Origin of the sequence: Marinobacter litoralis, assembly GCF_016427555.1 — a bacterium.
GTDB lineage: Bacteria > Pseudomonadota > Gammaproteobacteria > Pseudomonadales > Oleiphilaceae > Marinobacter > Marinobacter litoralis_A.
Genome location: NZ_JAELVS010000007.1, coordinates 49,369 through 70,682 on the forward strand (window position 1 = coordinate 49,369; position 21,314 = coordinate 70,682).

At 55.0% G+C, this 21,314-nt stretch carries 17 protein-coding genes; 9 read left to right on the top strand and 8 right to left on the bottom strand.

The genetic code is table 11. The features are described 5' to 3' along the window. Window positions 1-24: 24 nt before the first annotated feature. Window positions 25-966 carry a sensor domain-containing diguanylate cyclase gene (locus JAO79_RS15095; protein ID WP_199008055.1) on the bottom strand — a complete coding sequence of 314 codons (942 nt, stop codon included), beginning with the start codon at window positions 964-966 and terminating at the stop codon, window positions 25-27. Window positions 967-1,245: 279 nt separating this feature from the next. Between JAO79_RS15095 and JAO79_RS15100 the strand changes: the two genes are divergently transcribed. Continuing rightward, window positions 1,246-3,876 carry a penicillin acylase family protein gene (locus JAO79_RS15100; RefSeq protein ID WP_199008056.1) on the top strand — a complete coding sequence of 877 codons (2,631 nt, stop codon included), beginning with the start codon at window positions 1,246-1,248 and terminating at the stop codon, window positions 3,874-3,876. A gap of 85 nt (window positions 3,877-3,961) precedes the next feature. Here JAO79_RS15100 and JAO79_RS15105 read toward each other — a convergent pair whose 3' ends face one another. Next, window positions 3,962-4,114, bottom strand: coding sequence for a hypothetical protein (locus tag JAO79_RS15105; RefSeq protein WP_199008057.1), 153 nt, complete (start codon window positions 4,112-4,114; stop codon window positions 3,962-3,964). Window positions 4,115-4,466: 352 nt separating this feature from the next. Here JAO79_RS15105 and sstT point away from each other — a divergent pair, with 352 nt between their 5' ends. From sstT to JAO79_RS16345, 6 genes are all read left to right on the top strand, one after another. Beyond that, on the top strand, window positions 4,467-5,690 hold the full coding sequence (gene sstT / locus JAO79_RS15110) for a serine/threonine transporter SstT (RefSeq protein ID WP_199008058.1): 1,224 nt from the start codon (window positions 4,467-4,469) through the stop codon (window positions 5,688-5,690). After that, window positions 5,690-6,199, top strand: coding sequence for a shikimate kinase (locus JAO79_RS15115; RefSeq protein ID WP_199008059.1), 510 nt, complete (start codon window positions 5,690-5,692; stop codon window positions 6,197-6,199). The genes sstT and JAO79_RS15115 overlap by 1 nt, the downstream gene beginning before the upstream one ends. 37 nt (window positions 6,200-6,236) lie before the next feature. Continuing rightward, on the top strand, window positions 6,237-7,355 hold the full coding sequence (locus tag JAO79_RS15120) for a metallophosphoesterase family protein (protein ID WP_199008060.1): 1,119 nt from the start codon (window positions 6,237-6,239) through the stop codon (window positions 7,353-7,355). Beyond that, a complete protein-coding gene (locus JAO79_RS15125) occupies window positions 7,352-9,979 on the top strand; it encodes an AAA family ATPase (protein WP_199008061.1) in 2,628 nt (875 codons plus the stop codon). Before JAO79_RS15120 ends, JAO79_RS15125 begins: the two co-directional genes overlap by 4 nt. 71 nt (window positions 9,980-10,050) lie before the next feature. Further along, a complete protein-coding gene (astD, locus tag JAO79_RS15130; protein WP_199008062.1) occupies window positions 10,051-11,520 on the top strand; it encodes a succinylglutamate-semialdehyde dehydrogenase in 1,470 nt (489 codons plus the stop codon). A gap of 157 nt (window positions 11,521-11,677) precedes the next feature. After that, a complete protein-coding gene (locus JAO79_RS16345; protein ID WP_227664715.1) occupies window positions 11,678-12,145 on the top strand; it encodes a hypothetical protein in 468 nt (155 codons plus the stop codon). A 16-nt stretch (window positions 12,146-12,161) separates the two neighbouring features. Here the strand turns inward: JAO79_RS16345 and JAO79_RS15140 are convergent, their stop codons facing one another. From JAO79_RS15140 to JAO79_RS15155, 4 genes are all read right to left on the bottom strand, one after another. Then, a complete protein-coding gene (locus tag JAO79_RS15140; RefSeq protein ID WP_199008063.1) occupies window positions 12,162-14,045 on the bottom strand; it encodes a PAS domain-containing sensor histidine kinase in 1,884 nt (627 codons plus the stop codon). 32 nt (window positions 14,046-14,077) lie between these two features. Then, window positions 14,078-15,721, bottom strand: coding sequence for a FecR domain-containing protein (locus JAO79_RS15145; protein ID WP_199008064.1), 1,644 nt, complete (start codon window positions 15,719-15,721; stop codon window positions 14,078-14,080). Then, window positions 15,714-16,442 (bottom strand): response regulator transcription factor, encoded by a 729-nt coding sequence (locus tag JAO79_RS15150; RefSeq protein ID WP_199008065.1) that lies wholly within the window; start codon window positions 16,440-16,442, stop codon window positions 15,714-15,716. The genes JAO79_RS15145 and JAO79_RS15150 overlap by 8 nt, the downstream gene beginning before the upstream one ends. A gap of 103 nt (window positions 16,443-16,545) precedes the next feature. Further along, window positions 16,546-18,717 carry a DNA topoisomerase 3 gene (locus JAO79_RS15155; RefSeq protein WP_199008066.1) on the bottom strand — a complete coding sequence of 724 codons (2,172 nt, stop codon included), beginning with the start codon at window positions 18,715-18,717 and terminating at the stop codon, window positions 16,546-16,548. A gap of 120 nt (window positions 18,718-18,837) precedes the next feature. Here JAO79_RS15155 and JAO79_RS15160 point away from each other — a divergent pair, with 120 nt between their 5' ends. After that, window positions 18,838-19,194, top strand: coding sequence for a BolA family protein (locus JAO79_RS15160; RefSeq protein ID WP_199008119.1), 357 nt, complete (start codon window positions 18,838-18,840; stop codon window positions 19,192-19,194). Further along, complete coding sequence (locus JAO79_RS15165) at window positions 19,191-19,814, top strand: L-threonylcarbamoyladenylate synthase (RefSeq protein WP_199008067.1); 624 nt, start codon at window positions 19,191-19,193, stop codon at window positions 19,812-19,814. The genes JAO79_RS15160 and JAO79_RS15165 overlap by 4 nt, the downstream gene beginning before the upstream one ends. Before the next feature lie 34 nt (window positions 19,815-19,848). On the opposite strand, the gene JAO79_RS15170 is transcribed toward JAO79_RS15165, so the two are convergent. Together JAO79_RS15170 and JAO79_RS15175 are read right to left on the bottom strand one after the other, a co-directional pair. Continuing rightward, entirely contained in the window at window positions 19,849-20,511 is a 663-nt protein-coding gene (locus JAO79_RS15170) for a hypothetical protein (protein WP_199008068.1), read from the bottom strand. Window positions 20,512-20,632: 121 nt separating this feature from the next. Beyond that, on the bottom strand, window positions 20,633-21,280 hold the full coding sequence (locus JAO79_RS15175) for an MBL fold metallo-hydrolase (RefSeq protein WP_320158970.1): 648 nt from the start codon (window positions 21,278-21,280) through the stop codon (window positions 20,633-20,635). Window positions 21,281-21,314: the final 34 nt, after the last annotated feature.

Sequence of the window (21,314 nt, forward strand, 5' to 3'; positions counted from 1 at the left end):
GGTTACTTGAACCGACGGGCAGAGCTAGCCGGCAGAGTCAGTGGTCAACAACGCGTTTTGCGATAACGTACAGTTACGCCCGGCGGCTTTGCCCATGTATAGAACGTTGTCTGCTCTTTTCATTAGCAAATCGTATGAATCATCGGTCGGCAGGAATGTGGCCACCCCCATGGTGGCGGTGGCCTTGAAGCTTACCTGATCGAGTTCGAATTCAGTTTCTTCGATCATCAAACGGATGCGTTCGGCCAGCGTTTCGGCATCTTCCAGATTTGTATTCGGCAGAACAATTGCAAACTCTTCTCCGCCAATTCGGCACCCCACATCTAGCGGCCGCAGCTCTCCGCGTACCAACTTAGCCGTAGTGGTCAGCACCAAATCGCCAGCTGCATGGCCGTATTGATCGTTGATCTTTTTGAAGTGATCAAGATCGAACATGATCACGGAGGTTGGCAAGCCCCAGCGAACGTAGCCGGAGAGTTGTGCGTTTAACTGGGTTTTGAAGTGTTTCCGGTTATAAAAACCGGTCATTTCGTCAGTTAGTGACTCTAACGTCAGGCGCGCTTCCAGCTCGCGCTGGTAAGTGACATCTCTGACCAGTGCCATGGCTACTTTCGCGCCATCCAACACAATGGTGTTGATCATGATATCAACCGGCACTTCTTGCCCGTTTGAGCGAACGCCCGAAAAACGCTTTTCTTCCCCCATAGGCCGCAAAACCGGCTTTTTGAAATAGCCATTGACGTGTTTTCGGTGCGCGTTGCGCAGGGGCATGGGGATGATGGTGCTTAAATCTGAGCCCTTCAGTTCGTCCACGGCATAACCAAACATGCTGCCTGCAAGTGCGTTAACGAGCACGATCTTATGGTTCTGATCAACGATAACCACCGCATCTGGTAACGACTCGATGAACGGCAACAGGTTGCCAGAGGTCGTGGTGAGCGGAGTGTTATTGTTGATGGCCGTCATAGCAGCGGTATCCGGTCGGGGAACCTTAAATATGTGTACTCTTGAAGTATATATTGTGAATGTTTGAAATCCTATTCATTTCTATTGAGGCGTCGTACTGACATAAAGAAGGTGGATCGAATATTTCCAAAGCAGGGAGAGGTGCCAGTTTGATAGTGGGCTAATAATTAGTATGCCGTTGCGGAGATGTGTTGTGGGTTATAGGATAGTCGCGCGAGTGGCGAATGGCTCGTAAAACAAATAAAAACAACCACAACAACAACAAAGAGAATCTATACAATGATTCAAGCTAGGCATCTACTTCTAGCAGTCGCGATCAGTGGAATGACCGGCTGTTTTGGTTCAGGCGGTGGCTCCGGAAAAGAAAGCTCTGACGGCGCATCGAGCGGAGTTGAAGCCCCTCCCAAGGTTGAAACGCCTCCGAAAAATGAAACTCTCCCGAAGGACGACACACCGCCAGACGATGTTCCGCCGGAATTCGACGGTTACAGCGCAAAAATCACCCGCACATCATACGGTATCCCGCATATTGAAGCTGCGGATTTCGCGAGCATGGGCTATGGCTACGGCTATGTGCAAGCGGAGGATAATCTGTGTCTGCTTGCTGAGGACACGCTGACCGTTAGAGGCTTGCGGTCCAAGTATCTCGGAGGAGGCGGAAGTTACACGATACCTTCCAATGGCGCGGAGACGGGCAACGTTGATGCGGATTTCTTCTGGCGCTCGGTTATCTCGAACGAAGCGCTCGAATCGCTTAAAAATGAAAGTGACCCCGAAGTACTCGCAGCTTCGCAGGGGTTTGTAGATGGCTACAACCGCTACCTTGAGGAAATTCGGGTAGGTGAACATTCCGGGCGCCACGAAGATTGTCGGAACAGTGACTGGTTACTTCCGATTACTCTCGATGATATGTTCCGTCGCTACTTCCGGCTTGCAATCCTGGCAAGCTCGTCAGTGTTTGTTGAAGGTATCGCTAACGCCCAACCCCCGGCTCCCGGTACACCCGTGCCGCCCGAGCTGAGCGAGGATGATATCGCGAAACTCACTGAAAATTCAGCGTCACTCCCGTTCCCGATGTCTCGGGCACTTCCAATCGGTAGCAACATGTATGCGTTTTCGAAGGACGCTACCCGAGATGGCCAATCACTGTTGTTCGGAAATCCGCATTTCCCCTGGGAGAAAACGGAGCGCTTATACCTTGCGCATCTAAAAGTGGCTGATAAAGCGGAAATCATGGGCGCAGCATTGTACGGCTTGCCTGCAGTTCTGATCGGTTTTAACGAGCATTTTGCTTGGAGCCACACCGTTTCGACCGCTTATCGATTTACGTTTTACGAGTTAACGCTTAACCCGGCAGACGCCACTCAGTATCTCTACAATGGTGAGTTTGTCGATATGACATCGACGGAAATCACTGTGGAAGTTTTGCAGCCTGATGGTTCAGTCACTGAGGAAATTCGAACGCTTTACCACTCGCAATATGGGCCGATGTTGCAGTATGAGGTGTCAGGCGTTCCTGTATTGTCGTGGACTCCGGCGAAAGCCTATACCCTACGGGACGCCAATGCGGAAAACAACCGGATGCTGAATCAGTTCTTCCGTTGGAATCAGGCTAGCAGTTTTGATGAATTCAAGGATCTACACGCCAGTGTTCTGGGTGTCCCATGGGTTAACACCATCGCAACAGGCCCCGGCCAGCCAGCCTATTATGGCGATCTTACTGTTGTTCCCCATGTAACCGACACACAGGCGTTGGAGTGTTCTTCTTCCATTTCTCCTGCTTTCGCCCTATTAGCTCCTGGATTGCCGGTTCTGGACGGCAGCCGGCCTGACTGCGCCTGGGGTACCGACAATGATGCCCCTGCTGAAGGGGTGTTTGGCCCTGAGAATTTGCCGAGTCTCGTTCGTAACGACTGGGTACACAACTGTAACGACAGTTACTGGCTTACAAATCCCGACGAGCCACTTACCGGCTATGCAAGCATCATTGGTGATGAAGAGACCGCACGAACCCTGCGAACGAGATTGTGCATCAAACAGGTTGAGGAGCGCCTCAGCGGCTCGGATGGCGGTGCTGGGACCCTTGGCTTTGATATGAGCAATCTTCAGGATATTGTCTTAAGCAGCGCCGTGATGTCTGAGCGTTTAGCCCGAGACGCAGTGCTGACCACCTACTGTAGCTCGGAAGCGAGTGCAGGCAAAGATTTAAGTCCAGGCTCAGGTGTAGATGCAAGCGTAGGCGTAGGTGCAGGAGCCGACCTTCCGGAGCAGACAAGAACTGAGGCGTGTAACGCGCTCGCAAAATGGGACGGTCAGTACAATCTGGATTCCCGCGGCGGGCACATCTGGAGAGAGTTCTGGCGCCGCATTAACCTTTTGCCGGTAGGCCCTGATTTGAAGTGGGTGGTACCGTTCCTTGTGGAGGACCCTGTCAACACGCCCAATACGTTCAATGCGGCTAATCCAGCAGCCATCAAGGCTTTTGCCGAGGCGATTCAGGCCGTTGAGGATTCGGGGGTGCCTTTCGATGCCGAGCTGAGGGAGATTCAGTATTCCGGTATTCATGAAGGTGACCGAATTCCGGTCTTTGGAGGAGAGAGTTTTGAAGGCGCCTTTACCATTGCCGCCACCAAAGGTGTGGGGTTGGCTGATGGCAAAGAATACCCGGTGACTTATGGAAACAGCTATATCCAAACGGTCACGTGGCGAGAGGATGGTACACCGCTGGCAGAGGGGTTCGTGACTTATTCTCAATCCACCGATCCGGCTTCGCCCTATTATCGGGACATGACGGAATCTTATGCTGAGAAAAACTGGATTCGCTTCCCATACACGGACGCGGATATTAGTGCAGATCCGGATCAGAAGACGATGACGCTTCAGGCACCATTCACTACTGCTAAGCCATAACTAGAAAGCCCGGCCTGCCAGATGGCAAGCCGGGCTGCCTATGCTGTGCGAACGGCTACAAGTCTGTTCCAATTGGTTTGCCTCGTTACCGTTTACCGTGATCATCCATCATCACTACAGTTTTATTAGGAAAGGTTTTCGCTTCATTAACCCGGTCAGCGTGCCCGTCCATGGATTGAACTGTTGTGGCTGATAAGGCGAGTAAGACAGCTGCGAGCATCAGTATGGTTTTGTTCATGATTGTTCCCCTGTTTGCTATCGGGTACTGCCAGCAACGAGCTTTTGTGGTTGCTGCGGTTACCTGATAGACACGCAAGAGACGCCCTTGTTACATCCCTGTGCCCGTTGCCTCTCGGAGTCAGGTCTGGAATAATTCGCCCATTATATGGATATACAGAAAAGTTTCGCCGCGAGGCGGAGCAGACGTGGGTGCGCGTTTTTTCTTCAACGAAACGAAATCCCACGATCATATAAAAGGGCAGATCAGTAACAGGCTGATCTGCCTTTTTGTTTTCTGGGTGACAGTTGTTCCGGTGGCGCATGAGTGCCGGGGAGTGCGCCCGTTTTTGAACACTCAACAGGAGCTTTTTATGTCCGCTCGGCTTTACAGTATGTTTCGCCCGGTTCTCCAGCTGGGCCTGATAACCCAGATTGCCATTGGTATTGTTGCAGGCGTGATTCTGGCGATTTTCCTGCCCGAAATGGCTCAGTCCTTCTCATTGCTTGGCCAGCTATTCATTAAAGCCTTGAAAGCAGTCGCACCGATATTGGTTTTTGTCTTGGTGATGACAGCCATTTCAGGGCACCAGAAGGGCCAGCCCACGAATATTCAGGATGTGATCATCCTATATGGCATAGGTACGTTGGTCGCGGCACTGGTGGCAGTGGGTGCCAGCTTCGCTTTTCCGACGGAGTTGGTCCTGGATATCCCGGAAGTCAGCGGTAATCCTCCGGGTAGTATTGTTGAAATATTGCACAATCTTGTTCTGAGTGCGGTTACCAATCCGGTAACGGCGCTGATGGATGCCAACTTCATTGCCATCCTTGCCTGGGCAATTGCTCTGGGTTTGATGCTGCGTCACTCCAGTGAAGCGACCCGCAATGTGCTCAGCGATATGTCCGAGGCCGTCTCCGGCGTTGTGCGCTTGATTATCAGCTTGGCACCGCTGGGCATTTTTGGCCTTGTGGCGAATACCCTTGCTACCGCCGGTATTAGCGCGCTGCTGGGCTTTGGTCATCTGCTGTCGGTGATCGTTGGCTGCATGTTGTTTGTCGCGCTGGTGACCAACCCTCTGATCGTTTTTCTTAAGTTGCGTCAGAACCCGTATCCGTTGGTGTTTGCATGCCTGCGCGGCAGTGCCATCACTGCGTTTTTTACCCGCAGCTCTGCGGCCAATATCCCGGTTAACCTTGAGCTCAGTGAGCGCCTGAAGCTGGACGCAGACACCTACGCAATTTCAATTCCGCTGGGTGCGACCATCAACATGGCGGGCGCTGCGATTACCATCTCCGTGATTACGTTGGCGGTGGTCAACACCCTGGGCATTCCCGTGGATTTCCCGACAGCATTGTTGCTGTGTGTGGTTTCAGCGCTGGCGGCTTGTGGTGTATCAGGCGTGGCCGGCGGTTCGTTATTGCTGATTCCATTGGCCACCAGCTTGTTCGGTATTCCAACCGAAGTGGCCATGCAAGCGGTTGCCATTGGCTTCGTGATCAGCGTGGTGCAGGATTCCATGGAAACCGCGTTGAATTCTTCAACCGACGTATTGTTTACGGCGACCGCCAGCCGCGCTGCTGAAGCGAAAGGCAAGTGATGGTAGCGGATACGCGAAATCTTGTGTTTATCGGTATGCCGGGCAGCGGTAAAAGTACCGTGGGCGTATTGGTTGCCAAGCGCCTGGGGCTCGGCTTTGTTGATACTGATCTGCTGATCCAGCAAGAGGCGGGCCGTACCCTGCAGGACATTGTCGATCAGGATGGCTACGTTGCCCTGCGCCATATCGAAGAGCAGGTCTTGCTGGGCCTCAATGTCCAGGGGCAGGTCATCAGTACCGGCGGCAGTGCGGTCTACAGTGAGGCGGCGATGAAACACCTCCAAGCCAATGGTACGGTGGTGTTTCTGGACATCCCGTTGGAGTGCGTTATCGAGCGCATTGGAGATTACAGTCTTCGAGGGATTTCCCGGCGCCCTGATCAGTCGTTGTCGGATCTGTTTGATGAGCGCTTCGCGCTGTATACGCAGTACGCCGATTTGACGATACACGGCGAAGATATGAATCAGGATCAGGTTTGCGAGGCTGTGATCACAGGGCTCGGAGCCTGAAACGCATAGATTGTCGGATGTCTCTAAGGAAGGTGTTATGCCGAGGTTTTTGCACACAGCGGACTGGCAGATGGGGCGTTCCTACAGCCGGTTTGACATCGAAGACGGCGCGGCGCTGGTAGAAGCCCGCTTTGCAGGAATTGAAAAACTTGCGCAGTTGGCCAATGAACATCAGTGCGATGCTGTGTTGGTGGCCGGAGATGTCTTTGATGCGCAAACGGTGTCTGATCGTACTATCCGCCGCGTATTTAATGCCACCAAGGGTTTTTCCGGCCCTTGGGTGATGTTGCCCGGTAATCACGATGCCGCGCTCGCGGAAAGCGTGTGGACCCGGGCTCTTCGCTTGGGTGCAGTGCCGGACAACGTGCATCTGGCGCTGCAGCCCGGCGTCGTCGCCCTGGAATCTCAAGGATTGGCGATACTGTGTGCCCCTCTGACCCAGCGTCACACCTACGGCGACCTTACCGAACCCTTCTCGCATTACGAAACCCCGAACGGTTTGCTCCGGATTGGTCTGGCCCATGGCAGTGTTCAAGGGCTTCTATCCGATGACATTGATGCCACCAACCCTATTGCACCGGACCGAGCGGAAGTCAGCCGGTTGGATTATCTTGCCTTGGGGGATTGGCACGGTACCAAGCAGGTCAATGAGCGTACCTGGTACGCAGGCACTCACGAAGCCGAGCGGTTCCGGAACAACGATGCCGGTAATGCTCTCATCGTTGAAATTGCTGCCCCCGGTGCTGTTCCCTCTGTCACCCGAGTGCCGACCGGCAAGTATCAATGGCACCAGTGGCGGGAAACCCTGACGGTCGAGTCTGATCTTGCGGAGCTTCTAAAGCGGCTGGAAGCATTGCCTGATGCTTCTGTGGTGGATCTCCGCCTTGACGGGGCGATCACTCTGGCCGGCGAAGACCGGCTCCTGGACGCACTCTCGGTAGCCGAAGCCCGGTTTCGAAGCATTCAATGCGACCGCAGTAACCTCCAACTTGAGCCTACGGAAGATGATATTGCCGCGCTGCATGCCGATGGTTACGTCGGCGAAGTGATCGCTGAACTGCGGCAGCAACAGGAACTGCAAAGCGAAGAAGCGCGGGATGCCCTGGCGATTCTTGCCGGCTTGCTGAAAGAACGCGAGCAGGAGGCGGGCCAATGAAACTCCAAAGCTTGCGCATAGAGCAGTTGCGCCAGTTCCGAAACCCTTTTGTTCTTAATAATCTACAGCCCGGTTTGAACCTGATACACGGCCCGAATGAGTCCGGTAAAAGTACGTTGGTTCGAGCGATTCGTGCCGCTTTCTTCGAACGTTACCGATCAACGGCGGTGGATGACCTGCGCCCGTGGGGCGATTCTGCGGCCGCGCCCGCGGTGACCCTTGAGTTTGAGCACCAGGGCGAAGCGTGGCGGTTGACCAAAAGCTTCCTGCAGCGCAAGCGGTGCGATCTGATCGTTGGAACTCAAAGCTTCAGCGAAGACGATGCAGAAGAGAAGCTGGCGGAACTGTTGGGTTATCAATATCCCAAGCGCGGCGCCAGTAAATCCGAACATTGGGGTATTCCGGGTTTGCTTTGGGTTGAGCAGGGCACCGGGCAGGATCTGGAACAGTCGGTGGAACACGCCGGGGACCATTTGAAATCGGCTTTGAATTCACTGGTGGGTGAAGTGGCCAGTTCCGGCGGGGACGAGGTTATCGAAGCGGTTCGCGCCCAGCGCCATCAGCTTCTGACCGCAACCGGAAAGCCTCGAGGCGAATACGCGCAATTGGACAAGGATCGCCTGGAAGCGGAACAGGTGATTGCCGAACTTAAAGAGCGCATTCTGAGGTATCAGGAGCAGGTAGATCGCTTAGGCAAACTCACCAGAGAGTACGAGCGCACAGAAGCCGAGCGTCCGTGGGAAGACGCTCAGCGGCAGCTGGAAGAAACACGGGTGCGTTACCAGCAGGTTCAACAGTTGGAGCAGGCTCAGGCTCAGGAGAAGGCAACGTTTGATCAGCTTCAGCAGAGCCGGCGATTGCTTGAGCAAAACAAGGAACACCAGGAAAACCTGAGCCGGCAACTGGCGGCCCGTAAGGTTGAATTGGATAAAGCGCAGACCGAAGTCCAGCGGCTGGAATTGCAAGCGCCCGCCCAAGCGGAGCGCATACGCGAAGCCAAGGCTTCCTATGAAAAGGCCGATCAGCAGGTCAAACAAGCCCGCCTGATTGAGGCCCGCACTCGACTGGCGCAAGACGTACAGCGTCTGGAGTTGCGGTTTCAGCAGCTGACACAGAACCTGGCCAAGGCCCGCGACTATCAGCAGCAGCTTGAACAGGCACGCCAGCAGGCACGGGACAACCGGATCGATGCGGCCGCCGTGCAGCGCCTGAAGATCGCCGAGCGTCAGTTGGATGAAGAGACGATCCGTTCAAGCGCGATCGCCACTCGCTTGAGTTGGAATCTTGAACCCGCGTGCTCTGTCGCTTTAAACGGTGACGTCCTGCAAGGCCAGGGCGAGCAGCAGCTGTTGGAAGAATCCAGCGTAGAAATTCCGGGTGTGGGAACGTTGGGAATTACGCCCGGCGGGGAATCACTGGCCAGCACCCGTCGTAAACTCGATGCCTTGCAACAGAGTGTGGCCGAACTTCGAGGCACGTTGGGTGTGGATTCGGTAGTAGCCGCCGAGGCTAAATTGTCGGCTTTCGAGAAAGCCGGGCGGGCACAGCAACATGCCGAAGAATTGCTCAGGTCGGTCGCTCCGGCGGGCATTGACCCGCTTGAGATCGAACAGCGAGAGGCAGAAAGTGAGCTGGAAAACGCCAAGATCAAACTGTCCGCTACGCCCGAGCCTGATGCCGCTGCACAGGGGCTGGAGTTGGCCGAGGCGGAAGCCGCGCTGGATAGAGCGGCGGCTGCTCTAACCACGGCGGAAGCGCAAGACCAGAAGCATCGGACCGCAATGATGTCGGCGCAGCAGGCCCAAGACACCGCGCAAGCGGAGTGGCAGCGGCTGGCCGATGAAGAGCAAAGCCCGGAACGCCAACAGCAACTCAAGCAAATTGCCGATGAAATGCTTGGCATTGCACAAAAAGCCAAATCGCTGGAAGACAGCATCGAGCGCCGTTCCCGAGAAATCCTTGAGGCTCGCCCGGACCTGCTGAAGCAAGACATTGAACGGTATCAAAGTACCATCAACAACCTGCGCCAGACCCACGAGGCTCGGGGCCGAGAGCTGCGAGATATCAAAGTCCGTTTGGAAGCCTGGGGCGCAGAAGGATTGGACGAACAGCTCAATGAGCAAGAGGCAGAACTTGAGCGTTGTAATCGCCGATATCTGGAGTTGCACCGTCGAGCCCAAGCGCTGGATCTGCTGCTGAAACTGCTGACCGAGAAACGGCAAGCGTTAACGCGTCGGCTACAAGCACCGCTGCAGAAGCATCTTGACCATTATCTGTCGGTGCTGTTTCCCCAGGCCACCCTGGAAGTTGATGAGCAGTTGCGTCCCGGAGCCTTCACGCGGGGCAATGAGCTCGGCCAGGTGACGGAGTTGAGTTTTGGTGCCCGTGAGCAGATGGGCTTAATCAGCCGCTTGGCCTACGCGGATCTGCTGCGTGAAGCGGGCCGTCCTACCTTGATCATTCTGGATGACACGCTTGTTCACAGCGATCAGGAGCGTCTGGACGACATGAAACGTATTCTGTTCGATGCAGCCACACGGCATCAGATACTGTTGTTCACCTGTCACCCGGAAAAGTGGCAGGACCTTGGCGTACCACCGGTTGATATTCAGGCCCTCAAATAGCCTGCTACGCTTAACCAATGTGCGCAGCACTGCCTGCTATCCATTTTCCTTCAGTTAGAAAGGAGTTTCCGATGACGCTTCCGGTGATGATTAATGGTGAATGGTTCGAAGGACATGGCGCAGCGTTTTCGTCGCTGAATCCGGCCACCGGTGAGGAGTTTTGGCAGGGGAAAGCGGCTGACGACGCTCAGGTTTCGTCGGCGGTGGCGGCGGCAAGAAATGCCAGTGGCGAATGGATCAGCCTGGGGTTTGATCAGCGCGTGGCTATCGCCCGGCGGTTTGCCGAATTGCTGGGTGAGCACAAAGAGGCGCTTGCCATGTGTATCGCCACCGAAACTGGCAAACCGCTTTGGGAGGCGCGAACGGAAGTGGCGGCGATGATCGGAAAAATCGAGATTTCTGTCAAAGCCTATAACGAGCGAACTGGCCAGCGTAGCAGCGAGGTGGCGGGTGCGCGAGCGGTGCTGCGTCATAAACCCCATGGCGTCGTGGCCGTGTTTGGCCCCTACAATTTTCCTGGTCACCTTCCGAACGGACACATTGTGCCGGCGTTGATTGCGGGCAATACCGTGGTATTCAAACCCAGCGAATTAACACCAGCCGTAGCCGGGAAAATGGTGCAGCTGTGGCTGGAAGCCGGATTGCCCTCAGGGGTGTTAGGTCTGGTACAAGGCGCTAAAGAAACCGGCATTGCGCTCGCCAATCACCGGGACATTGACGGGTTGTTTTTCACCGGCAGCTCCGCCACCGGACAAATTCTGCACAAGCAGTTTGCGGGCAGTCCCGGGAAAATTCTTGCGCTCGAAATGGGCGGTAACAATCCGCTCATTGTTGACGAACCGGCGGATATGCCGGCGGCCGTCTATGAAACCATCCAGTCCGCTTACATTACCTCGGGGCAGCGGTGCACCTGTGCACGGCGGTTATTGGTTCCGCAAGGAGATTGGGGTGACAGCTTCTTGGCTGCGCTGACAAAAGCGGTGAAAGCGATCAAGGTGGGCGGGGCTTTTGATGACCCCGCGCCGTTCATGGGGAGCGTGATCTCCGAGGCGGCCGCCGACGGTGTGTTGGCGGCCCAGTCGCAGCTGGTGAATCGTGGTGCTGTCGCTCTGGTTTCGGGCAAGAAGCTCCAGCCGGGAACCGGTTTGCTGTCGCCGGCTCTGATTGATGTGACCGCGGTAGCCGACGTTGATGATGAAGAAGTCTTCGGGCCGCTGCTGCAAGTTATTCGTTACTCGGATTTTGATGAGGCCATTGAGCGGGCCAACGATACCCGTTTCGGGTTGTCGGCAGGGTTGTTCAGTGACAGTGAAGAACGTTTCGAGTATTTCTATCAGCGTATCCGTGCCGGCATTGTGAACTGGAACAAGCAGCTCACCGGGGCGTCCAGTTCGGCTCCCTTTGGTGGAGTAGGTGCCAGTGGTAATCATCGTGCCAGCGCGTGGTATGCCGCTGATTATTGCTCATACCCTGTCGCAGGTATGGAATCCGCCAGCCTTTTACTGCCGGAAACATTTGCCCCGGGTTTGAAACTGAACTGAAAGAATTGCCAGTTTTTGTAACCAAAGCGGCGAAAACTTGACGAATTAGCAACAAAAAGACCGACGATTCTCTGTACTCGTTACCCCGTCGATTTTATAGAATTTCACAAATTCGACGAAAAACTGGTGCAGAATGTTTAATAAGCGCGTCATTGGAATGTCAAAGGCATGGATTGCCGCGTTTACGTTGGGATTGTTGCTGTCGGGATGTGGCGGCGGTGGTTCAGGCGGATCAGACTCGCCAGCCTCCGATTCAGCGTCCTCAAATGGTTCAGCGTCGGCGGAGACGGGGAAAGGCTCGTCAGCAAACACAGATGAGACGACCGAGTCAGAATCAGCAGACGAGCAACGCTCAGCGGTGTTGAGCTGGTCGGCTCCGTCTACCCGAGTCAATGGTGATGGCATAGCGATGGGCGAGCTGGATAAGTACGTGATCCGCTACGGCCAGGACCTTGACGATCTGAAACAGGAAATCGTGCTGGATGAGGCCGAGTCCTATCCGGAAATGTCCCACACCGTAGAAAATCTCGATACAGGTACCTGGTACTTCACGATTCAGGTGCAGGACAAGCAAGGATTGATCAGCGAGCCTTCAGAGCCGGTGAGTAAAACGATCCAGTCTTGAAAATCCGGTTGCCCCATTACCCCATTGGGTCCGCAATCGGCAGCTTAAGGGTGAAGGTGGTGCCTTCACCCGGCAGCGAATCAACGTAAATCTTCCCTTTGTGTTTTTCAACGACGGTTTTCACGAACGCCAGGCCCAGACCTGTTCCGTGGTTGCCCGCAATTTCGTTGTGGCGCTGACGATGGTACCGGTCGAACAGGTAGGGCAGTTCGCTCTCCTCAATCCCTGAGCCTTCATCGGCAATCGCCAGCCCGGCAATGTGGCCCGCCTGGTAAACCTGGATGGTGATCGTGGTGTGGGCCGGACTGTACTGAATGGCATTGGTGAGCAGGTTAATGACGGCCCGCTCCAGCAGCTCTGCATTGCCCTGTAACCACAGGTCTTCAGTGTCATTCAATTCCAGCCGAATGTGCTTCTCATGGGCTTGTTCAATTACGCTGTCGCGTGCGTTTTCGACAATGGCCAGCAGGTCGCAATCGTAAAATCGGGTTTCGGATAGCTGTTCTGCTCGAGCTAGGTTGACGAACTCTTCCGCCAACGAATAGCTGCGGCGTGCTAGTTTGCCAAGTTGATCGATCTGGTGCTCGTTGATGTTCGATGGGTCCCGCTTCAACTGCTCAATCAGCGCCAGTTGTGACACCAGAGGTGAACGTACATCGTGGGAGATGAAGTCGATCACCTGGCGATGCTGGCGTTGTTGTTCCCGGAGTTCCGAAATGTCAGAAAGATTGGCAATAATGCCCGATTGACCGTCACCGGGAAGCGAAACGGGCGCCAGATGAAGGATGAAATCTCTACCGTGCACTTTTAAATTGACCGTGCGGCTTTCGTTCAGCGCCAGCGTTTCGGACACTATTTCATGCCAGGGCGGAGTCTCTTTCGGGTCGTGTCCTTGTAGGAGTTTGATCAATGGCATGCCGCTGAGGCTTGGCATAGGTTCACGGAACCAGTCTTCAATGTGGCGGTTGGCAAACCGGATCACGGCCAGCTCATCGGTCACGATAATGCCATCCGGCATGTGTTCGAAGCTGTGCTCAATGAACGATTGCATCTGGCTAAGGCGTTTGTTTGCCAGCTGGATTTTCTCCAGCCGAGGTGAGAACGCCTGAGCGGAGTATTGATTGGAACCGATGGGGGTATCGGCCTCTAGCTTGAGTCGGCGCAGATACTGTTGGGTTAACTCGCGGCTCAGGTCATTTCTCAGTGTCAGTCCCAACACATAGGTAGAGCTACCCCGTTCAAGTTTTACCCAGCTTTGGTTCAGTTGATGAACCCATTGGCCGGTTTCCGGTAAATGGGGAGATTGAGCCATGGTCATGCCATGGATTTGTAACAGTTCTCCGTTTTCCGAAAGTAACCAGCCTTCCGGTTCCAGAAGCGCTTGAAAGTGCTCCAGAAGTTGAGCCGGTTGTCGTTTTGCCTGTTGAGGCAGAGACAAGCTGGGTGTGCTGGTCATGTCGTCCAGGTGTGTATTCAGGAAGCGGTTCGTCATGGCCAGCCGAAATCCGATGGCAAGTGGCACAGCAATGACGGTCAGCAACAGGGTGCTGATGATGGGTAGCTGTATCTGCAGGTAAATCAGCAGCAGCAGGTAGCCGGAAACGATCACGCTAATTGTGGCCAGACAAGCGATCAAAATAAAAGTCGGGGTGAGTCGTGGTAGTAGCGTAGCGAGGACGACCAGCACCAGAACGCTAAGGGAGAGGCTGGCCCAATGGTCGGGGGCGATCACGGCAACCTGGTCGCTTGACGCAGCTGGCCAAACCGCGACTGCCTGATGGAAAAGCCAGGGCGCGAGGCGGTCGGGTAGCCCTTCGATCTGGAAAATAAACAAACTCAGGATAAGCAGAAGGCCCAAAGCCCACGGCGCGTTTTTGATGGTAAGCCAGTCCTTGGTCATGGGCCTTATGCTATCGATGGTTCAGTAAGTGATTAGTCGAGATAGAGCTCGCGGCCTGGGCCCCAGCGGCTGGCTATCGGGCCGTCCGCGACCGCTTTTACGCGCACAAAATAACGTCGTCCGGGAATCAGACGCAATGAGGCGGCCGTGTCCGGAACGTCCGCTTCTTTGATGATGTTCTGGAACCCTGGCTCTTCAGAAAGCTGTAACCGGTATTTTTTGGCGGAATCCGCCTGCTCCCAAAAGACCCGAACCTGACTGTCCAGATAATTGATATTGATGATACGAACCGGTGGCAGTGTGCCGTTGATGGTCAATTTTCGTGGTTCGGAGGCCGCGAACGATGTTCCGCCCGCTTCGGTGGTTACCCGCCAGAAATAGGTGCCGGGGCTCAAAGCCCGGGAGGGCAGAGCGCGACTTTCCGGTGCCCATTCGCTGGTGCTGACCAGATTCTCGAAACTGTCGTCTTGTGAAACCTCGATACGCGCAATTTCATTTGCCCCGTTTAGCTGCCAACGAAACTCCGGCATATCGTCGTCAACACTGGCGCCGTTCTCCGGGCTGATGAGTTCGGGTGTTTTGGCTTGCAGCTCCACTTCGATAGGAATAACAGACGGCAATCCCGCGATGCCGCGCTGATCGAGTGCCGCGACATGCACTTCGTACTGTCCGTTGTCGAGTTGATCGATGGGGAACTGGTTGCCCGTGACACTCCGGCTCTGTACCCAGCCCCCGGATGCCGTTTCAAAGATATCAATTCGATGCGCAGAGGCAGGCGAGGGGAGCCAGGTCAGCTCCTTCGGTAGCTGGCTGACCAAAGGTTCAACCGGGTCCATCTCTGGCGCGGGTGGCAGCTTCCGGATTCGGAGGTGCTCAGGGCCCGACGTAGAGACACTCGCGCCATAACCCGTCGGAATTCGTTGTGATTTACCGGGGCGACCAAAATCGACAGCGCCCTGCTGTACCTGAATGCTGCTGCCGTTACTATTGGTCTGCAACGTGAATGCGGTGCCGCGCACGGCGACTACCGCTGACGGCGTGGTGATCTGGAACCGGGAGCCCGTGTCCTGAAGGGCTTTTACACGGGAATGCACTTCGCCTCTGTGCAGCCGAAGCCGGGTGTCAACCATGCCGGTTTTGCCGTACTGGGTGAGTCGGTTAAACATCAGGCGGGAGTTTGGCGAAACGCGAATTTCAGAGCCGTCGGCCAACGTCAGAGTGGCGGAACCGGCGCCGAGCAACAGTTCATCACCGACTCGAATCAAGGATTGCTCGGTCAGCGAGGTTTTTCGGCCATCAGCCCCCGAGATGTGCTGAACGTTGCCACTGACAGAGGAGACTTTGGCCGGTTCGGGTTGGCGCTTCAGCCAGGCAACCGGGATGCGCAGTGACTGTCCCGCTTTTAGGTGTGTGTTGCCGGGTAATCCGTTGTGCGCCAGCAGTCGGTGGCCGTCACCTGAGTTTTGCAGCAGGGATTCGGCAATGCTGGCCAGCGAATCTTTGTTTTGCAGAGTGTAGATCCATTCCGACCTTGTCTCTGCAGAATAGGAAGAGGCCGATGCCGAGCCTTGAGTAATGGACCATTCCGCCAAGGCGAGGCCGGGCATCAGGGCTATAGCCAGCCCGAACAGGTAGGTCGAGAATTTTCGCAAGGTAAAACGAATCGACTCAAGCATGGGAGGCCTGGTCACTGGCAGATTCAGTTGCTACCGTTGGTTGAACGGCTTCCAAACGGTAACCTCGCTGGTAGATTGTTTTTATCCGGAAACCGTTATCCGGATTCAGCCCCATGCGGCGGCGTAGGCGGCTGATATGGGTATCTACCGTGCGAGTGTTAATGTCTCTTGCGACTCCCCAGACGCGTTCGAGCAGCACATCACGAGTGAGCAAGCGGCCCTGGTTCTGAAACAGGAACAGAGTGAGGTCGAAGTCTTTGTCGGTCAGGGTAAGCGGTTCGCCGTGAAGGTGAATGCTGCGCTGATTCATATTGACTTCGAAAGGTCCGTATACCAGCAGTTCTTTGTCGCTCTCCGGATTGCTGCGGCGTGCCAGAGCATTCAGCCGGGCGATCAGTTCTGCAGCGCGTGCTGGTTTGGCGAGGAAATCGTCTGCACCGGCATCAAGCGCACAGACAATGTCGCTTTCGCTATCGTGCTGGGTCAGAAATATCGCCGGGATAGCCCAGTCCAGATGGGTGCGAACACTTTTTAGAACGTCGATGCCCGTCATGTCCGGTATCTGCCAGTCCAGAATGATCAGGTCGTAACTGCGGTGCAAGACAGCGCTCAGAAACGATTGGCCAGTGGCAAAGCTGTCACATTCATGCCCTTTGTCGGACAGTATTGCTTGAATGTTTTGCGCTTGTTCAAATTCATCTTCAAGCAGAGCAATGCGCATTGAGCCTGGCCTCTAGGTGATACTTGATGCGGGTCGCTTTTGCAGAATGAAGCAAGGAAGCTCTCTGCAGCAGTGCCAATTATTCCAGAAAACGCACGGTGTTTCAGTTTCGATATGTACTATTCCGTAACACTAAAGCGGGTTTCCCGTTGTCGTCATTAACTGTTTGTCGGCACGAAGGGAAATTACTGCAGCCCCAGAACCAGCCTTTTTTGCTTTGACGGCGAACCAGCGGCGAAAAACAATGTGGGCAAGGTACCGGTTTCTGGCATGTGCCGTCCTGGGGTTGCGTGTCCTCCAGCGGGCGCGTGCCGGTGCACTTCGGGTACCGGGTGCAGGCGTAGAATGCACCGAACTTACCCTCTCGTTGCACCATAGGTGTCCGGCACTTAGGGCAGTGGATGCTGGTTTCAGACGGAGACGACTCTTTTTGCGCTTCTCGCTGGTGGATGAAGCCCTGTATTTCCTTTTTCAGGGTATCAATGAACGCTCTGGGGTCGTTTTCGCCCCGGCGAATACCTTCCAGAGTGGCTTCCCATACTGCCGTGCGATCGGGCACGCGTGCCGAATCGGGCAAGGCGGCGATCAACGCTTTGCCTTTGTCGGTGGCGCGAATGAACCGCTTTTCCCGTATCAGATAATCTCGCCGGAACAGCGTATCGATAATGGCCGCGCGGGTTGCCTCGGTGCCAAGGCCATCGGTTTCTCTCAGGGTTTTGCGGAGCTCGGCATCCGCTACAAAGCGTGCAATGTTGGTCATTGCAGAGAGCAGCGTGGCATCGGTGAAATGCTGAGGTGGCTGAGTTTTTCTTTCCTTCATCTCGGCCTGATTGCAGATGGCCGGTTCGTCGCGCTCGAGTCGTGGCAGAGGCGGCTTCTGGGGTTCATTGGATTTGTCTTTGAGCTTCAACTCCAACGCTTTCCAGCCCGGGCTGAACAGCGCGGTTTCTGTAGCGCGGAATTTGTGTTCCTGCACCTGCACCGTCAATTTGCCTTCCCGGTGGACAGCATCTTCACTGAACTGCATCAGGTAGTAACGGCTGACCAAGCCGTAGACCTTCTGCTCCGCAGAGGAGAGTTTGCCGTTTGCAGAAGGCCGCACCGTGGGGATGATCGCGTGGTGTGCGTCGACTTTCTTATCGTTCCAAGCGGCGGAACGGCGGCTGCTGTCGAGCTGTTCGGCATAGGCCGCCAGGTCCGGCGCAGCTCGTCCGATGGCCCGGATCACTTGCTCACGCTGGTGGAAATGCTCCTCCGGTAAGTAACGGGAATCTGATCGCGGGTATGTGATGAGCTGATGACGTTCATAGAGGTTCTGAGCGGTATCCAGCACTTCTTTGGCGCCCATCCGGAACAATCGACCGGCCTCAATTTGCAGCGCAGAGAGTGACAATGGAAGCGGTGGTGGTTCAGGTCTGTCCCGGAAGCGGGATTCGGTAATACGCCCGGGCCGGCCGTGCACAGTATTCGCGATCTCATTGGCAATATCCCGATTGAGCAGGCGGCCTTCTTCATCCAAGTGGTCCTGGAACTGCTCATCCGGCAGCCAACGAGCAGTAAACGGGCGCGGGTCAGACTCTTCCTCCGATGCCTGGAAGACACCCTCAATGCGGAACCACGGTTTAGGCTCGAAGTGTTCGATGGTGTTGTCCCGCTCGACCACCAACCCCAGTACCGGTGTTTGAACGCGGCCAACCGAATAGACCCCTTGCTCGCCTTGTTGTTGATAGGTCAGCGTATAGAACCGAGTGAGGTTGATACCGTAAAGCCAATCCGCTCTCTGCCGAGCCAAGGCAGAGTGCGACAAGCTCCGGAATTCACTGTTTTCTTTAGGACTGGCAATGGCGCGGGCGACTGCATTCGGCGTAAGGTCATTAATCAACACCCGTTTAACCGGTGCTTTTGAGCCCACAAAGCGAATGACTTCATCCACCAGTAACTGGCCTTCACGGTCAGGGTCGCCGGCGTGGGTAATCAGATTTGCCTGGCGAATAAGCGATTCGAGAACCTTGAACTGCTTTTTGACGCTGTCCTTGGGAATCAGCCGCCATTGATCCGGAAAAAGCGGCAGATCCTCAAGCCGCCAGCGTTTCCAGGCCGGGTTGTAACTGGCTGGTTCCGCAGGTTCCAGCAAGTGGCCAATACACCAACTGACAGTGACGGCGTTACGCCCTTCGCCACAGCGAATCCAGCCCTGACCCTTTTGATAGGGGCCGGGAAGGGCTGCGGCAATGGCGCGTGCCAAACTGGGTTTTTCAGCTATATACAGGTGCATGGCATTCGGGTTCTATAAATGGCACCGGAATGTGGCGCTTTCGTGCGTTGGTGTCAAGGTTCTGAGCTACTGCGCTTTGTGTAGTAGACTGGGCTTATATAGATTGGAGGATAAATGATTATGCAAGTTCAGAGCGCCATCGAAACCAAACTTGCCAATGCATTTGAAGTGAAACATCTGGCGGTGGAGAACGAGAGTCATATGCATTCGGTACCGCCGAATTCCGAAACGCATTTTAAGGTGACCCTCGTTTCAGACGGGTTTGACGGGGTTATGAAAGTGAAGCGGCACCAGATGATTTACAAAGTGCTGGCCGAAGAGCTTGCCGGGCCAGTACATGCTTTGGCGTTGCATTTGTATACGCCAGAGGAGTGGGCGAAAACCGGGCAGGCAGCACCCGATTCGCCAAATTGTATGGGCGGTTCCAAGGGCGATGCCGCAATGGCCGCCAAGTTGAAACAGGGAGTTAATTCATGAGCCAGTTTTTTCAAATTCATCCCGAGAACCCACAAAAGCGTTTGATCAAGCAGGCAGTGGATATTATTCGTAACGGTGGTGTGATTGCGTACCCAACCGACTCCGGCTATGCGCTGGGGTGTCACTTGGGCGACAAGCAAGCCGCCGACCGAATCAAGCGCATTCGTAAATTGGATGACAAGCACAACTTTACATTGGTGTGTCGTGACCTCTCTGATATCGGCGTGTACGCCAAGGTGGATAACACCCAATATCGATTGCTGAAGACCTTTACGCCCGGGGCTTATACCTTCATTTTGGATGCTACCAGTGAAGTGCCTCGCCGTTTGCTGCATCCGAAGCGTCGTACCATTGGTGTTCGTGTTCCAGACAACGCTATCGTTCGGGAGCTGCTGGGAGAGCTGGGTGAGCCGATCATGAGCAGTACCTTGATGCTGCCGGATGAAACCGATCCCATGACGGATCCCGAAGAGATCCGTGACGTATTGGAGAAGGAGCTGGATCTGATTATTGACGGTGGTTTCTGCGGTATGGAAGCCACAACGGTGGTTAACTTTACCGGAGATGTACCGGAAGTGACTCGGGTTGGTAAAGGCGACCCGGCACCGTTTGAGGGGTAACCCTCAGATCTGTGTGTGAACGCCCGGCCCGGAATCAGGCCCGGGCGTTCAGATTGAAGGCGTAGCGTTGTGAGTCGCCTGCGGACATAGGCTGATGGGCGCTGGTGTTTCGGCGAAGACTGTCGTAGCGGTGGAGTACATCCTGAAGGCCGTTAAACTGCTGATTTTCACTCACCAGAGCGCTTAATAACGAGTTGCGAACGCCATAAGCCTGATTCAACTTCAGAGCATTATCCATAAAGTGCAGCGTCGGTTCGCTGACACTCAGCCGGCTGAATGCATCTGCAAAGTCGCGATTGTTGTTCAGGTCTTTTTCGATTTTCCCGCGAATCTCGTCAGATACTTTACCTTCGACCATCATTTTCCCGTCTTCGCCCTTACTGACGTTCAGGGCTGTAGCCGGGTGCACGTTGTACTCGGCAAGTTTGTGCCGCAAGGTGTCTCGGATGTATGAGAGATCCTGAGCTACCGTCTGCTTGTATTGATTCAGCGGGATTTTCTGAACTTTTACATCTGCAGGGTCCTGTGCAGCTTGTTCGGATGGCGTGAAGCGATCCTCGCCCGGGCTGCCGGTTGCCTCTAGCTTTGGGGATTGGGTGGTCACACCATCGTCCGGCTTGCCCGAGGGTGCCTGACGGGTGTCCATGGCTTGCTGAAAGCGGGTGCTGGCTTGTATTAATGATGTCAGCAAAGACATGGTGAATTTCCTCCTGAGCGGCAAACATCTGCCGGAATTTTGTTGCTAAGCAGTCCTGGTAAGGGGTTGAGCAGTTTTCGTGCCAATCCAGGTTGCCGCAGGAGGAAGTTGCCGGGGTGGATTAACCCCGGTGATCCGAGACAAACGGGTTGGTGGCCTTCTCATGGCCAAACGTGGACATCGGACCATGGCCCGAAATGAACGTGACATCGTCGCCCAGCGGGAACAGTTTTTCGCGAATCGAACGGATCAGGGTTCCGTGGTCCCCTTTGGGGAAGTCGGTTCGCCCGATGGAGCCGTTGAACAACACATCGCCTACCAGCGCGAGGTCAGAATTCCGGTGGTAGAATACGACATGACCCGGGGTATGGCCGGGGCAGTGCAGAACTTCTAATGTCTGGTTGCCAACGGTGGCCGTGTCGCCATCCTCCAGCCAACGGTCAGGCGTGAACACTTCCGGCGTTGCGAACCCGAACATCTGGGCTTGCATGGGCAGCCCTTGAATCCAGAAATTATCTTCTTTCTGAGGCCCCACAATGGGAATGTCGGCGATCTTGGCTAACTCGGCCGTGCCGCCGGCATGATCAATATGAGCGTGGGTTAGCAGAATCTTGTCAACGGTGACACCCTCGGCCTCAATGGCCGCCTGAATGCGGTCAAGATCCCCACCGGGATCGACTACGGCAGCTTTCAGAGTGTCTTCGCACCAGATCAGTGTGCAGTTTTGTTCGAACGGCGTTACCGGCACAATGCGGTACTTCAGGGACATAATCGGCCTCAACTTGTCATTTTGGCGTTATGGT